Origin of the sequence: Kribbella sp. NBC_00359, from assembly GCF_036097425.1 — a bacterium.
Lineage (GTDB): Bacteria > Actinomycetota > Actinomycetes > Propionibacteriales > Kribbellaceae > Kribbella.
This window is the reverse complement of record NZ_CP107975.1, coordinates 3625742-3639582: the sequence shown is the minus strand read 5'-3', so window position 1 is coordinate 3639582 and position 13841 is coordinate 3625742. Positions and strand designations below refer to the sequence as shown.

Annotated in this window: 11 protein-coding genes; 4 read left to right on the top strand and 7 right to left on the bottom strand. The window is 69.1% G+C overall.

Translation table 11 applies throughout. The features are described from left to right. The first annotated feature begins 9 nt into the window (after positions 1 to 9). A complete protein-coding gene (locus OG876_RS17760; protein ID WP_328525987.1) occupies positions 10 to 2922 on the top strand; it encodes a helix-turn-helix transcriptional regulator in 2913 nt (970 codons plus the stop codon). A gap of 140 nt (positions 2923 to 3062) precedes the next feature. On the opposite strand, the gene OG876_RS17755 is transcribed toward OG876_RS17760, so the two are convergent. Next, a complete protein-coding gene (locus OG876_RS17755) occupies positions 3063 to 3383 on the bottom strand; it encodes a hypothetical protein (protein ID WP_328525986.1) in 321 nt (106 codons plus the stop codon). Between the two features lie 180 nt (positions 3384 to 3563). Then, a complete protein-coding gene (locus OG876_RS17750) occupies positions 3564 to 4913 on the bottom strand; it encodes a serine hydrolase domain-containing protein (RefSeq protein WP_328525985.1) in 1350 nt (449 codons plus the stop codon). 64 nt (positions 4914 to 4977) lie between these two features. Between OG876_RS17750 and OG876_RS17745 the strand changes: the two genes are divergently transcribed. After that, positions 4978 to 5877 (top strand): ornithine cyclodeaminase family protein, encoded by a 900-nt coding sequence (locus OG876_RS17745; RefSeq protein WP_328525984.1) that lies wholly within the window; start codon positions 4978 to 4980, stop codon positions 5875 to 5877. Between the two features lie 330 nt (positions 5878 to 6207). Here OG876_RS17745 and OG876_RS17740 read toward each other — a convergent pair whose 3' ends face one another. Both OG876_RS17740 and OG876_RS17735 read right to left on the bottom strand, forming a co-directional pair. Next, positions 6208 to 6564, bottom strand: coding sequence for an NADH-quinone oxidoreductase subunit A (locus tag OG876_RS17740; RefSeq protein WP_328525983.1), 357 nt, complete (start codon positions 6562 to 6564; stop codon positions 6208 to 6210). 10 nt (positions 6565 to 6574) lie between these two features. Further along, complete coding sequence (locus OG876_RS17735; RefSeq protein WP_328525982.1) at positions 6575 to 7393, bottom strand: hypothetical protein; 819 nt, start codon at positions 7391 to 7393, stop codon at positions 6575 to 6577. A gap of 272 nt (positions 7394 to 7665) precedes the next feature. On the opposite strand from OG876_RS17735, the gene OG876_RS17730 reads away from it, so the two are divergent. Together OG876_RS17730 and OG876_RS17725 are read left to right on the top strand one after the other, a co-directional pair. Then, positions 7666 to 9666: a 2-oxoacid:acceptor oxidoreductase subunit alpha gene (locus OG876_RS17730; RefSeq protein ID WP_328525981.1), complete on the top strand. Its 2001-nt coding sequence runs from the start codon at positions 7666 to 7668 to the stop codon at positions 9664 to 9666. After that, positions 9663 to 10742, top strand: coding sequence for a 2-oxoacid:ferredoxin oxidoreductase subunit beta (locus tag OG876_RS17725; protein WP_328525980.1), 1080 nt, complete (start codon positions 9663 to 9665; stop codon positions 10740 to 10742). The genes OG876_RS17730 and OG876_RS17725 overlap by 4 nt, the downstream gene beginning before the upstream one ends. Before the next feature lie 10 nt (positions 10743 to 10752). Here the strand turns inward: OG876_RS17725 and OG876_RS17720 are convergent, their stop codons facing one another. From OG876_RS17720 to OG876_RS17710, 3 genes are read right to left on the bottom strand one after another with little or no spacing between them, the layout of a single operon-like run. Beyond that, entirely contained in the window at positions 10753 to 11502 is a 750-nt protein-coding gene (locus OG876_RS17720; RefSeq protein ID WP_328525979.1) for an alpha/beta fold hydrolase, read from the bottom strand. After that, entirely contained in the window at positions 11495 to 12646 is a 1152-nt protein-coding gene (locus OG876_RS17715; protein WP_328525978.1) for a serine hydrolase domain-containing protein, read from the bottom strand. The genes OG876_RS17720 and OG876_RS17715 overlap by 8 nt, the downstream gene beginning before the upstream one ends. Positions 12647 to 12697: 51 nt before the next feature. Further along, positions 12698 to 13840 carry an NAD-dependent epimerase/dehydratase family protein gene (locus OG876_RS17710; protein WP_328525977.1) on the bottom strand — a complete coding sequence of 381 codons (1143 nt, stop codon included), beginning with the start codon at positions 13838 to 13840 and terminating at the stop codon, positions 12698 to 12700. Between the last annotated feature and the right edge of the window lies 1 nt (position 13841).

Below are 13841 nucleotides of genomic sequence, written 5' to 3'. Positions count from 1 at the left end.
ATAGACGACGTGCCCTGGACTTCGACACCTCTCGTCGGCCGCTCGACCGAGCTCGCCGCACTGCTGAGCGCCGTGGACGACGCCAGAACGCGTCGTGCCGGCGCCGTTCTGCTGTCCGGTGACGCCGGCGTCGGCAAGACCCGGCTGCTGGACGAGGTGGCGAACGGCGCGCACGAGCGGGGCTTCGGCGTCCTGGTCGGGCACTGCACCGACTTCGGCGACGCCGGCCTGCCGTACCTGCCGTTCACGGAGATCTTCGGCCGACTGGCCGGCGACCGGCCCGACCTGGTCGAGAGCGTGCTGACCAACTTCCCGGCGATCGGGCGGCTGCTGCCCACCCACCGCCTGATCGGCGCCCAGCCGGTGCCGCAGGAGGGCCAGCTCGACCGGGCCGCGCTGTTCGACGCCGTCCTCGGCGCGTTCACGGCGCTGTCCACCAGCGAGCCGCTGCTGGTGATCATCGAGGACGCCCACTGGGCCGACGACTCGACCCGGGACCTGATCGGTTTCCTGATCACCCGGCTCACCTCGCAGCGCCTGACCCTGGTGGTCTCGTACCGCAGCGACGACCTGCACCGCCGGCACCCGTTGCGCCGCCCGATCGCCGAGTGGTCCCGCAACCCCCGGGTGCGCCGGGTCAACCTGCTCCCCCTGGACGCCGACGAGTCCCGCGTCCTGCTCAATTCCCTGCTCACCGAGCCGCTCCCGGAGACCGAAGTACGGCGCATCCTCGACCGCGCCAGTGGGAACGCGTTCTTCACCGAGGAGCTGGTGGCCGCGGCCTCGATGGGCGACGGCGACGCCGTACCGCCGGATCTGGCCGATCTGCTGCTGGTCCGGCTCGACCCGCTGTCCGACGACGCGCGGCAGCTGGCCCGGGTGATCGCGGTCGCGGGCCGGCGCGTCCCGCACGATCTGCTCACCGCGGTCGCGGACCTGCCCGACCGCCAGCTCGACGACGCGCTGCGGGAGCTGATCGACGCCCACATCATCGACGTACCGACCAGCGATCGGTACTACTTCCGCCACGCCCTGCTGGCCGAGGCCGTGTACGACGACCTCCTGCCGGGTGAGCGAGTCCGCCAGCACGCGGCGTACGTGCAGGCGCTGAAGAACCAGACCGTCGCGGGTACGGCGGCTGAGCTGGCCGGTCACGCCACCCGGTCGCATGACCTGGCGACCGCGTTCGAGGCGCGCGTGCGGGCCGGCCAGGAAGCCATCTCGGTCGGCGCCCCGCTGGAGGGGCTGAAGCACTACGAGATGGCGCTCGAGCTGTTCCCGAACGCGTCGCCGGACAACACCATCGACAAGACCTGGCTGATCGTCGACACCGCGCTGGCGGCGACGTTGTCCTCGCAGCACCTGCGGGCGCTCAAGCTGCTCCGGAAGGCGCTCGCGGATCTGCCGCCCGACGCGCCCAAGCTGCAGCGCGCCCGATTGTTGCTGCCGCTGGCGGACATTGCGCTGATCATCGACCAGGATCAGGAAGCCAACGAAGCGGTTTCGCAGGCGCTCAAGCTGGTGCACGACGAGCCGTCCACCGTGTTCAAGGCCCAGGTCGCGTCGCTGTACGCGAAGGTCTCCGATGCGCTGGGCCGTCCGATGGAGGCCGAGCGCTGGGCCCATAAGGCGCTGGAGATCGCCCGGGAGGCCGGGCAGGAGTCCGCAGCCAGCGACGCCGGCATCACGCTCGCCCAGCTGCGTCGCCGGGCCGGTGATCCGGAGACCGCCGCCAAGCAGCTGGAGGAGGCTGCCATCCGGGCCCAACTCGTCGGCGACCCGGCCGCCGAGGTGCGGAGCCGGTTCCTGCTCGGCTCGACGCGGTACGAGCAGGGGGATCTGGTCAATGCGAAGTCCGCGCTGGCGTTCGCTACGAAGCGGGCCGGCGAGCTCGGGCGGCAGTGGGCGGCGTACGGGTTCGACGCGCGGCGGATGCTGGCGTTGACGCAGTTCATCCTCGGCGAGTGGGACGACGCGAGTGCGACGGCCCGGACGGACTCGATGACTCCCGCGGCCGCCGCGGCAGCGCTGCGGGCCGTGGAGTTCGCCGTCCGGGGCGGGCGGGGTGACACCGCGGTCGCCGAGGAGCTCGAGCGGATGCGCAAGTGGTGGGACCTCGACGTGATGCTGCCGATCCTTGGTCTGCAGCCGGCGGTGGACGCCTACCGTCAGCTGGATCAGCCGGCCGAAGCGGAGAAGCTGATCGCGGACGTGTCGGCGCTGTGTGCCGATGTCTTCCAGGCGGAGTGGTTCCTGGCGCGGATCCGGTTCGCCACACTCGGGATGCAGGTGCTGTGCCATCGGGCCGTCGGAGAGCCGTCGGCTGCTGCTGAGCTGGTCTCGCGGGGTGCCACGTTGCTCGCCGATGGACAGACGACAGCGGAGAAGGGTCTGCCACCGGGGCGGCTGATGGGCGTCGAGGGGCTGGCCTGGCTCGCGCGGCTCGAGTCGGAGTGGGAGCGACTGCGGTGGCTGGCCGGAGTCGACGCGCCGACGCCCGCGGACCATGTGTCCGCGTGGGAGCGGACCGTGGACGCCTTCGGGTACGGCTACACCTTCGAGCAGGCGTGGTCGCGGGTGCGATTGTCGGCCGCGTTGCGCGCGGCCGGCCGGGTCGCGGAGGCGAACGAGCAGGCGACGCTGGCCGCCGACGTCGGGCGTGAACTGGGCGCCAAGCCGTTGCTGGACGAGATCGGTGGCGTCGACACCGGTGGCGCGGGCGCGCTGACGTCGCGGGAGACCGAAGTACTAGCGCTGCTTGCCGAGGGGCGGACCAACCGGCAGTTGGCCCGGGAGCTGTACATCAGCGAGAAGACGGTCAGCGTGCACGTCTCCAACATCCTCGCCAAGCTCGGCGTCCGCTCGCGCACCGAAGCCGCGGCCGTAGCCCGCCGCGACGGCCTCCTCGACAAGGACCAGTAGGCCCAAACGGCAGCCTGCCCGGCCGCGTCAACGGCCGGGCTGGTTGGCCTCGGGCCGCTCACGTTCGGCGCTGTGCGGGCCACCGAACATGAGCGGCTCTGGGCGGAACCCGGGTGGGGACCGGGCGATCTGGAGTCTGTCTAGCCGTGCTTGCGGCGCGTGCCGTGAGCCTGTTCCTCACCAGGCTCGAGCCGGCGGGCCCGGGCCTGCGCCAGCTCGTCGCCGGCCAAACCATTCCGGCCGGCCAGCCCGATCCGGCCGGCGAACCCGGGCCGTCCCGCGATACCCGTCAAGCCGGCGAGGCCGGGCGGCCTCCCCGCGCCGGGCTGACTGCCGTGCGTCGACCCGTCGAGCCGAGTGATGTCATCGAAGACGTGGCGAGCGTGCCGCATTCGCGCCACGGCCAGCAGTACCAAACCGGTCGCCGCGAGTGCGATCAACACCCACAGTTGCCACGACATAGCCTCACCGCCCCGTACTCACTTCGTTCCCCCGTGTAATCACCATAGACCCCGACTGACCGCTTGGCGACCAGCTGTGCGCATTCCGTTATCCCGGGCGATTCAAACTCACGTTTGTTGCCAATTCCAATCACAAAGGGTGATCGAGCAACAAGTTCGGGAGAGCGGCCGCAACTACCCTCAGTCACCACGCGGCGTGAGGCGGCCGCCGCGAAACAGATACGCCGCGCGACCGTCCTTTGGTTCCATGAACGCCAGCACTTCATGTACTCCATTCCCGGGTTCGGCGGTGATCAACCGCGATGCGTCCAGCGGCACGAGCCGGGTCCGCCGGGGTTCCGGCAGCAGGACCTTCGCCGCGTCGCTGACGGCCTCGTCCAACACCCAGAACTCACCGTCCTCGACGCTGACGGTAGCCCTGGCCAGGACGCCGTCATACCGACCGGTCACGAGGTCGGCCGAGATCTCGACCGCCTCGGTGGGCGGCACCGGCCGGGCCGGCAACTCGATCCCCGCGGTCTCCCGCAGGACGTGACCGACCAGTTCGTCGTACAGGGCCGCGGTGTTGCCGCCGTTGGTGAGCAGCGCGATGGCCACGCCCTTGTCCGGAACCAGACGGAAGAACGCGGACTGGCCGACGGTGCCGCCGTCGTGACCGTAGACCGGTCCGCCCTCGAGCGTGAAAATCATCCAGCCGAGGCCCCACTGATCGGCCATCTCGCCGGTCGGCGGCACGTCGACCTGCGGTTCCCACAGGCGATCGATGGCAGCCTTGTCGAGCAGCGTCGCATCCAGATAGGCACGGCCGAACGTGATCAGGTCGCGCGCGCTCATCGCCAGCAGCGAACCGGCCGGAGCCATCGCATGCACAAGACTCCACACCGGCGCGGCCTGCAGCGGCGCATCCGGAGTCGGCCTGACATGTCCGAGCGCGGCGCGGTACAGCAGCGCCTCGTCCGGGATCGTGGCCAGGCGCTGCAACTCCAGAGGTACGCCGATGTATTCGCGGACCAACTCGTGGTACGGCTTCTCGTGCAGCACCTCGGCGATCCGCCCGAGAACGACGAAGCCCGAGTTGTTGTAGGAGAATCCGGCACCTGGCGGAACCTCCTGGGCCAGGCCGGGCAGCACGTCGCGGACGAACAGCTCGACAGCGTCGTCGCCGCGGGACGTCGGCGTGAACGCGTCGCCCGAGAAGCCGGCCGTGTGCGTCAGCAGGTGCCGCGGCGTGATCGCCGCGGCCGCGGCCTCGTCGGCGAGTTCGAACTCCGGCAGGTAGTCCCGGACCGGGCGGTCCAGGTCGATCTTGCCCTCGGCAACCAATTGCATGATCAGCGTGGTCGTCCACAGCTTGGTGATCGAGCCGACCTGGAAGATCGCGTCCGTGGTCGCCTCGACGCCGGTGTTCAGGTTCAGGATCCCCGCGGCCGTCGCACTCACCTCGCCGTCGGCCAGGACGGCGATCGAGGCGGCCGGGACGCCATGCTTGTCGATCAACCGGGCGAGATTCTCGTCGAGCCAGCTCTGCACGATGTCACTCCTCGAGTGGTCGTTCGTCGATCCCCGTGGCGCGACCCAGGGTAGCCTCGGGCCGATGAGAGTTCTGTCCGCTGAGGATGTCCGTCGTAGCGTCTCGATGAGTACGGCGATCGACGCCGTACGGGACGCGTTCCGGGAGCTCGCGGCGGGGAACTTCGTGTTGCCGGCGCGGCAGATCTTCGGTGACGGGGCGGTGCTGGTGATGTCGGCCTACCACTCGCCGACCGGGACAGCGGTGGTGAAGAAGATCGGCATCGCGCTCGACCAGGTGCCGGCGATCCGGGCGACCGTGATCTGGACCGGCGCCGGTGAGCAGCTGGTCGCCGATGGCAGCTCGATCACCACGCTGCGGACCGGCGCTGTCGTCGGTGTCGCCACCGACCTCCTCGCGCCCGCGGACGCAACCCGCCTCACGCTGATCGGAACTGGCGCTCAGGCCCCCGACCAGGTCCGCGCGGTTCTCGCCGTACGACGGATCGCCGCCGTCACCGTCACCGGACGGTCAGCCGACCGTGCCGCCGCTCTCAGCCGGGAGTTGGCCGCCGAGTTCCCGGACGTCAAGTTCACCCCGAGCACGAGCATCGACGACGCGATCGCGGACACCGACATCGTCTGCTGTGCCACGTCGTCAGCCACTCCACTCTTCACCGCGGACGCCCTCCCCGACCGCGTGCACGTCAACGCGATCGGCGCCTTCCGGCCCACCATGCGCGAACTCCCCCGCGACCTCCTCACCACCGCGTCCACAGTCCTCGTCGACCAACGCGAAGCCGCCCTGGAAGAGTCCGGCGAGATCATCGACGCGGTCACCTCAGGCGCCTTGCAAACCACAGACCTGGTCGAGCTGGGGCCGGCCCTCGCCAATCCGCCGGTCTCAACCGGCCGCACAGTCTTCAAGTCCGTAGGCGTCGGCCCGCAGGACTGGGCCATCGCCGCAGCCCTCGCCCGGGATTAGCCCAATCCGCGGCTGCGTGCAGATCGACAGGACGTATACGCCCACTGCCGGCTACACCACGCCTCAGCAGGTCGGGAAACCGGCTCGCCCCCCGGAGACATCCTGTCGAGCTGCACCGCGGCCGCCCGCACGCACCCGTTCCTCGACAATCACTGCCCCACGTGCGGGGTTGACCCCTGAGCTCGAGGGTTGGCCCTGAGCTGGAGGTTGACCCCTGAGCTGGAGGGTTGGCCCCTGAGAATCTGAGTGGGCAACCCGCCAGCGCAGGGGTCAACCCACCAGATGTCGGGCGACATCTGGGCAGGCGCCGAATCGTTCATGGATTCGGGCTCAGGTCCAGCGGAGGACGCCCTTGCGGTAGGCGTAGAGGAGGCCGACCGCGACGAAGGCGATGAAGACGAACATCTCGATCAGCGTGGCGAAGCCGAGGGTGACGAAGATGGTGGCCCAGGGGAAGAGGTAGACGGCGTCGACGGCGAAGATCACGTAGAGGTAGGCGAAGAGGTAGTAGCGGATGTGGACCTGCGCCCAGCCCTCGCCGACCGGGTCGACGCCCGACTCGTAGGTCTTGAGTTTGCCCTCGGTCGGATAGGTGACGGTGAGCGCCCTGTTCAGCGCGAAGGCGCCGATCAGCCCAACCAGGCCGAGCGCGACCACCGCGACGATGACGCCATAGCTCTCCGACACAGGCAGCAGCTTAGTTGGTGCAAAGCATGATCGAGTCGACCGCGACGTACGGGCCGTAGCCCGAGTGGACGTCCGTGACCTGCAGGCGCAGCCGGGTCACGCCGAGGATCTGGTAGTTGAGCCAGGTCTCGGTCTCCTGCTTCATCAGCACCGAGGTCATCGCCTTCGTCCCGTTGTGCAGCGACACCCGCGCGGTGCCGTCGGTCAGGTTGCCCAGCCAGTTCCGCACGTAGCTGCAACCGGTCGAGTCCACGTCGCCCCAGACGTAGCCACCCTTGTCCGCGAGCACCTCGGCCTCGGCCCGCCGCGGCCCTTCGTTCGGCGGGATGACGGTGAACTGCGGCTGCCCCTGCCCGCCCGTGGCCAGCAACCCCTTCTTGAAGATCCCGCGCCACACGTAGTGCTTGAAGCTGATCATCGGTGACAGAGCCGCCTGGTACGGCGCCTGTGCCCCGATCGCGATGCGATACGTCCGGATCGACCCGGGCCGCACGGTCTTGATCGTCACGCTGCCGCCGGACGAGTACCCATGCGCAATCTCCTGCCACCGCCGAGCGGACGGGATCCACTGGTGCAGCGGGATCCGCGTGCCCGTCTTCGGCGCCGGCGACAGCGTGCCGATCACCGTGATCACGCCCTTGGTCGCGTCCGTCGTCCGGATGCTGGAGATCTTCGCTGTCCGCGCGGAGGCGGTCACGGACGCCGGGGCCACCGCGGACGCCGTACTGCCGAGACTCAGCGCGCTGTCCGCGGGTGCGATCGGAGCGGCACAGCCGGCCAGCGCGACGGTCAGCAGTCCGGCGAGAACACGGAAAGGGCGACGGCCCATGGAAACTCCCAGCGGGTGGATCACAACTTGATGACGACACCCTGCCGGTTCTCACTGCGGATCGCAAACGAGCGGCTCCGCAGTGTGACACTGGAGGATTTCGCCTCACCCGACGGCTGCAGACCCCTAACACTGCGTCCCAGGCTGTGGACCACCGGGGCTTCTGCATGGTTCTGTTCTAAGGGCGAACTAATATTGGGGTTATCGCCCTGGACGGGGGGATCGACGTGCCGCCCACGAAGCGGTAGGCCGACCCAAGCTTCGACTTGGAGATGAACAGAACAGTGACCATCGAGGTCAAGCAGCTCGACCGCGTGGTGATCCGCTTCGCCGGCGACTCCGGCGACGGGATGCAGCTCACGGGGGACAGGTTCACAGCGGAGACGGCGTCGTTCGGCAATGACCTGTCGACGTTGCCCAACTTCCCAGCAGAGATCCGGGCACCAGCCGGAACCCTGCCGGGCGTGTCGTCGTTCCAGCTCCACTTCGCCGACCACGACATCCTGACGCCTGGTGATGCGCCCGATGTGCTGATCGCGATGAACCCCGCGGCCCTCAAGGCGAACCTGCGCGACGTCCCGCGCGGCGCCACCCTGATCGTCGACACCGCCGACTTCACCGCCCGCAACCTGAAGCGGATCGGGTACGACGAGAACCCGCTGGAGACCGGCGAGCTCGACGGCTACCACGTCGTACCGCTGAACCTGACCGGCATGACCGTGGAGTCGGTCAAGGAGTTCGGCCTGACCCGCAAGGACGCGTCCCGGGCGAAGAACATGTACGCCCTCGGCCTGGTGTCCTGGCTGTTCCAGCGGCCGGTCGAGTCGACGATCACGTTCCTGGAGACCAAGTTCGCGTCGAAGCCGGCCATCCGGGACGCGAACATCGCGGCCTTCCGCGCCGGCTACAACTTCGGCGAGACCGCCGAGGAGTTCTCGGTCCGGTACGAGGTGAAGCCGGCCCACATGGCCACCGGCACCTACCGGAACATCTCCGGCAACCTCGCGCTGGCGTACGGCCTGGTGGCGGGCGCCCAGCGGGCCGGTCTGCCGCTGGTGCTCGGCGCCTACCCGATCACCCCGGCCTCCGACGTGCTGCACGAGCTGTCCAAGCTCAAGCGGTTCAACGTCACCACGATCCAGGCCGAGGACGAGATCGCCGGCGTCGGCGCCGCCCTGGGCGCGTCGTTCGGTGGCGGGCTCGGCGTGACCACGTCGTCCGGCCCGGGCATCAGCCTGAAGTCCGAGACGATCGGTCTCGGCGTGATGCTCGAACTGCCGCTGGTCGTCTGCGACATCCAGCGCGCCGGTCCCTCGACCGGGATGCCGACCAAGACCGAGCAGGCCGACCTGCTGCAGGTGATGTTCGGCCGCAATGGCGAGGCGCCGCTGCCGGTGGTCGCGGCCCAGTCCCCCGCGGACTGCTTCGCGATCGCGATCGAGGCGGCCCGGATCGCGGTCACCTACCGCACGCCGGTGATCGTGCTGTCCGACGGCTATCTGGCCAACGGTTCCGAGCCGTGGAAGGTCCCGGTGATCGAGGACCTGCCGACGATCGACCCGAACTTCACCCTCGAGCCGAACTCGACCGACGCCAAGGGCGAGCCGGAGTACCTCCCCTACCTGCGCGACCCAGAGACCCTGGCCCGCGCCTGGGCGATCCCGGGGACGGCGGGGCTGGACCACCGGATCGGCGGTCTGGAGAAGGAGGACAAGACCGGCAACATCTCCTACGACCCGGCCAACCACGACCTGATGATCCGCACCCGGCAGGCGAAGGTGGACGGCATCGCCCGCTCCATCCCGCCGCTCGAGGTCGACGACCCGGACGGTACGGCGAAGGTGCTGGTGCTCGGGTGGGGTTCGACGTACGGCCCGATCGGTGCCGGTGTCCGTCGGGTCCGCAGGGTCGGCGGCAAGGTCGCGCAGGCCCACCTGCGGCACCTGAACCCGTTCCCGTCGAACCTCGGCGACCTGCTGAAGTCGTACGAGAAGGTCCTGGTCCCGGAGATGAACCTGGGCCAGCTGGCGATGCTGCTGCGGGCGAAGTTCCTGGTCGACGTCGTCTCATACGCACAGGTCCGGGGTATGCCGCTCGGCGCGGCTGAGCTTGCCGAGGTGATCGGCAACCTGGTCGAGGAGACCGAGGGCATCGACGACGACGCGCGGCACATGGGCGAGGCCGCGGCCAGCCTGACCCATGGCGAAGCGCTGCACACCGAGCCGAACGGCCGCTCCAACGGCCAGCTGCACCACCCGGAGGGAGCACGATGAGCACGGTCGATCTCGGCCTGCCGGGTCTGCCCGGAGGTCTGAAGGGCGTCCCGGCCGCGACCGAGCCGCAGAACCGCAAGGAGTACGTGTCGGACCAGGAGGTCCGCTGGTGCCCGGGCTGCGGGGACTACGCCGTACTCGCGGCCTTCCAGGGCTTCCTGCCCGAGCTGGGGATCAAGCGCGAGAACGTGGCGATGGTGTCCGGCATCGGCTGCTCGTCCCGGTTCCCGTACTACCTGTCGACGTACGGCATGCACTCGATCCACGGCCGCGCGCCGGCGATCGCGACTGGGCTGGCGGTGTCGCGGCCAGACCTCAGCGTGTGGGTCGTCACCGGTGACGGTGACGCCCTGTCGATCGGCGGGAACCATCTGATCCACACACTGCGCCGTAACGTGAACATGAAGATCCTGCTCTTCAACAACCGGATCTACGGCCTGACCAAGGGCCAGTACTCGCCGACGTCGGAGCCGGGCAAGGTGACGAAGTCGACGCCGATGGGTTCGGTGGACAACCCGTTCAACCCGGTCTCGCTGGCGCTCGGCGCGGAAGCGACGTTCGTGGCGCGTACGGTCGACTCCGACCGCAAGCACCTGACGTCGGTGCTGCGGGCGGCCGCCGAACACCGCGGGACGTCGTTCGTGGAGATCTACCAGAACTGCCCGATCTTCAATGACAACGCGTTCGAGGCGTTCAAGGACCCGGAGACCCGGGACGACGCGATCATCCCGCTCGTGCACGGTGAGCCGATCCGGTTCGGCAAGGACGGGCGGCTCGGCGTGGTCCGCGACGGCTTCGCCTCACTGGCCGTCCGCGAGGTCGCGGACCTGCCCGGTGGCGAGGCGGATCTCGTCATCCACGACGCCCACACCGAGGACCCGGCGTACGCGTTCGCCCTGTCCCGGCTGACCGACGCCGGCGTCCTGCACCGCGCGCCGATCGGCGTCTTCCGCTCGGTCGAGCGCCCGGCGTACGACGACATGGTCCGCCAGCAGATCACCACCGCCCAGGAAGCCCAGGGCACCGGCGATCTGCAGGCTCTGGTCACCGGCGCCGACACCTGGACCGTCAACTGAGGCTGAGTTTTCAGCTCAGATAGGCCCGGACGACCTTCTCGAAGGCGTCCGGGTCTTCCACCCACGGGTAGTGCGCGACACCGTCGAGCACTACCCGTTCTGCGTTCGGCAGTGCTTCGAGGAGGCTGTCCGTGACGTACGGCGGGCGGAGGTCCTCGGCACCGTGGATCAGCAGTGTGGGTACGGCGATCCGCCGGCAGGCGGCTGCTCTGTCGGGTAGTGCGCGGAGCTCGGCGAGTAGGGCGTCGGCGCACTCCTGGTTGGGCTCGAAGCGGGGCGTGTTGAGTTGGCGGGCGTAGTCGAGAGCGGTCTCGCGGTCGGCGAAACCCGTTGAAATACGAGCGATCCAGGGGTCGTCGGGTGGGGTGTGCGCGAGGATGTCGGCGACGCGGTCGCGGTACGTCGGCGGTGTGCCGTCGAGGCCGGTGCTCGAGACCAGGATCAGATGGGTGAGGTGGTCGAGGTGCACTGCGGCGTACTGGAGGGCGAGGGCTGCTCCCCAGGAGTGGCCGATGAGGGTGACCTGCTCGTGGCCGGTGGTGTGGCGGATCGTCTCGAGGTCTTCGACGAAGCGGGTCAGGGTGTAGGGACCGCGGCGGTCTGAGCGGCCGGCACCGCGCTGGTCCCAGCGGTGAAGAGTGAACCCGGGAAGTACGAGGTCGTGGAACACGTCCCACCAACCGGGACCGCCGTGGACGAGGACAACGGGTGGACCGTCGCCGCTCACCTCGGACCAGAGCCGACAGCCGTCGTCAGTCAACAAGTGAGGCATAGACGGCGGCTCTCAGTTCACGGCGAATTGGATAACTCGCAGAGGGCCGCAACTGGGTGAGGAAGATGACGATCAGCTCATCCGCGGGTGACACGAAGAACGCGGTCGAGGCCGCGCCGCCCCAGAAGTACTCGCCGGGTGTGCCGATCGTCTGCGCCACCACCGGATCGAGCAACACCCCGAAACCGAGCCCGAACCCCTGGCCCGCCCGCTTCGTCTCGCCGCCGAAGTCGGCGAACGCCGCGAGATCCTGACCGCCCGGCAGATGGTTCATGGTCATGAAGCGCAGCGTCCGCGGCCCGATGATCCGGACCCCGTCGAGCGAACCGCCGCCGGCCAGCATCCGGGCGAACCGCAGGTAGTCGCCCGCCGTCGACACCAGCCCGGCGACCCCGGACAGGAACGACCGTGGCCGGGTGTAGGCACTCGTCAGCGGATCATCGGCGAGCTTGAAGCCACCGACGTCGTACGCATAGCTCGCGGCGAACCGGGAGATGCTTGCCTCAGGCACCGAAAACCCGGTGTCCGTCATTCCGAGCGGATCGAAGATCCTGGTCTGCAGATAGCGATCCAGCGGCAGCCCGCTGATCACCTCGCACAACAGTCCGACCAGATCGGTGGAGATCCCGTAGATCCAGCGCGACCCCGGATCCGCCTGCAGCGGCAGCCCGGCCAGCCGGGCCGGCAGCTCCGACAGCGCCGCGTCCGAATCCATCCCGGTCAGGCCGGCCTCCTGATACAGCAGGCTGACCGGATGCTTGCCGTTCGACGCCGCGAGCCCCGACGTGTGCATCAACAGATCCCGCACCGTCATCTCGCGACCCGACTCCCGCAGACCACCCTCGTCGTACACCTTCGGGCGACCGAGCGCGGGTAGGAACTTCACCACCGGATCGTCGAGCTGGAACAGCCCTTCCTCGTACAACTGCATCAGACCGAGACTCACGATCGGCTTGGTCATCGAGTAGATCCGGAAGATCGTGTCCGCTCGCATCGGCCGGTCCCGCTCGACGTCGGAGCGCCCGTACGCGTTGAAGCAGACCACCTCGTCCCGCCGGGCGACCACCGTGATCGTCCCCGGGTACCGGCCCGCGTCGACGTACCGCCGGGCCACCGCTCTGACGCGCTCCATCGAACCTCCTTGTAACGCCTACTTCAGAGAAGAAGGTATCTGAAATGGTCGCTACACGACAACCGCCTTCTTCGCCAGCAGACTCTCGCCACAATCGGCGACCGTCTCCGCGCCCGTCCGAGCCCGCCAGCCGAGCAGACGCTCGGCCTTGGCCGGACTGTGGCGATGCCGGCGGCCCAGCGCCGGCGTGATGTCGCGCAGCGAGGCGTCGAAGACGGACATCGCCTTCAGCGCGAAGTCAGGCAACCGACGGGTCGGGACTTTGCGAGCGGACTCACCCACCCGGGAACGCAGCGATGTTGCCATGTCCGCCACCCACAGGAAGTCGCCGACGGCGATGAACCGCTGCCCCGCGGCGGCATCCGAGGTCATCGCGCGGATGTGGATGTCGGCCAGGTCCCGCACGTCGACGAGCTCGAAGCCGAGCCGCGGCGTTCCGGGCATCCGCCCTTGGAGCAGCCGGCCGATCACCTCGACCGAGCCGACGTTCGACGGCGTCAGTACCGGCCCGAAGACAGCACCCGGCAGGATCGTGGTCAGCGTGGTCGGTCCGTCGTACGCCGCCATGAAGTCCCACGCGGCGCGCTCGGCCAGCGTCTTGGACTTCCGGTACGTCGTCAGCCGCGAGTCGGCCGGATCCGTCCACAACGTCTCGTCGGTGACGCTGTCGTCGGTGTAGAGCGCGGGACTCGCGGCCGCACACGCTGACGTCATCACGACCCGCTTGACGCCGGCGTCGGTCGCCGCCCGCAGGACGCGGACGGCGCCGTCGCGCGCCGGGACGATCAGGTCGTCGGGGTTCTTGGTCGAGCCAGTGCCGAGCGGCGACGCAACGTGCAGCACGTAATCAACCCCCGCGAGCGCCTCGCCCCAGCCACCATCCGACGTCAGGTCGGCAACCTGGAACGACAGCCGATCACCCACACGACCCGGATCAGCCATCGCCCCGGCAGCCGACCCCATCCCGGCAGCTACCCCGATCCCGGCAGCCGCCCCCATCCCAGCCGGCGCAGCCGTCCCAGCCGGCGCGGTCGATCCGGCGGCGAGCTCGGCCTCGACGGCTGCCCTGATGGTGTCCGCCTTCGCCAGGCTGCGGACCGTCGTACGCACGTCGTAGCCGCGCCGGAGCAGTTCGACGATGCACCACCCCGCGACATATCCGGTCCCGCCGGTGACCAGCACACGCTCGGGCATG

What these genes read in the sequence shown, in the direction of transcription:
- OG876_RS17735 (WP_328525982.1), bottom strand. Translation starts at nt 7,393, where the DNA reads ATGGGCCGTCGCCCTTTCCGTGTTCTCGCCGGACTGCTGACCGTCGCG.
- OG876_RS17755 (WP_328525986.1), bottom strand. Translation starts at nt 3,383, where the DNA reads ATGTCGTGGCAACTGTGGGTGTTGATCGCACTCGCGGCGACCGGTTTG.
- OG876_RS17745 (WP_328525984.1), top strand. Translation starts at nt 4,978, where the DNA reads ATGAGAGTTCTGTCCGCTGAGGATGTCCGTCGTAGCGTCTCGATGAGT.
- OG876_RS17730 (WP_328525981.1), top strand. Translation starts at nt 7,666, where the DNA reads ATGAACAGAACAGTGACCATCGAGGTCAAGCAGCTCGACCGCGTGGTG.
- OG876_RS17710 (WP_328525977.1), bottom strand. Translation starts at nt 13,840, where the DNA reads ATGCCCGAGCGTGTGCTGGTCACCGGCGGGACCGGATATGTCGCGGGG.
- OG876_RS17725 (WP_328525980.1), top strand. Translation starts at nt 9,663, where the DNA reads ATGAGCACGGTCGATCTCGGCCTGCCGGGTCTGCCCGGAGGTCTGAAG.
- OG876_RS17715 (WP_328525978.1), bottom strand. Translation starts at nt 12,646, where the DNA reads ATGGAGCGCGTCAGAGCGGTGGCCCGGCGGTACGTCGACGCGGGCCGG.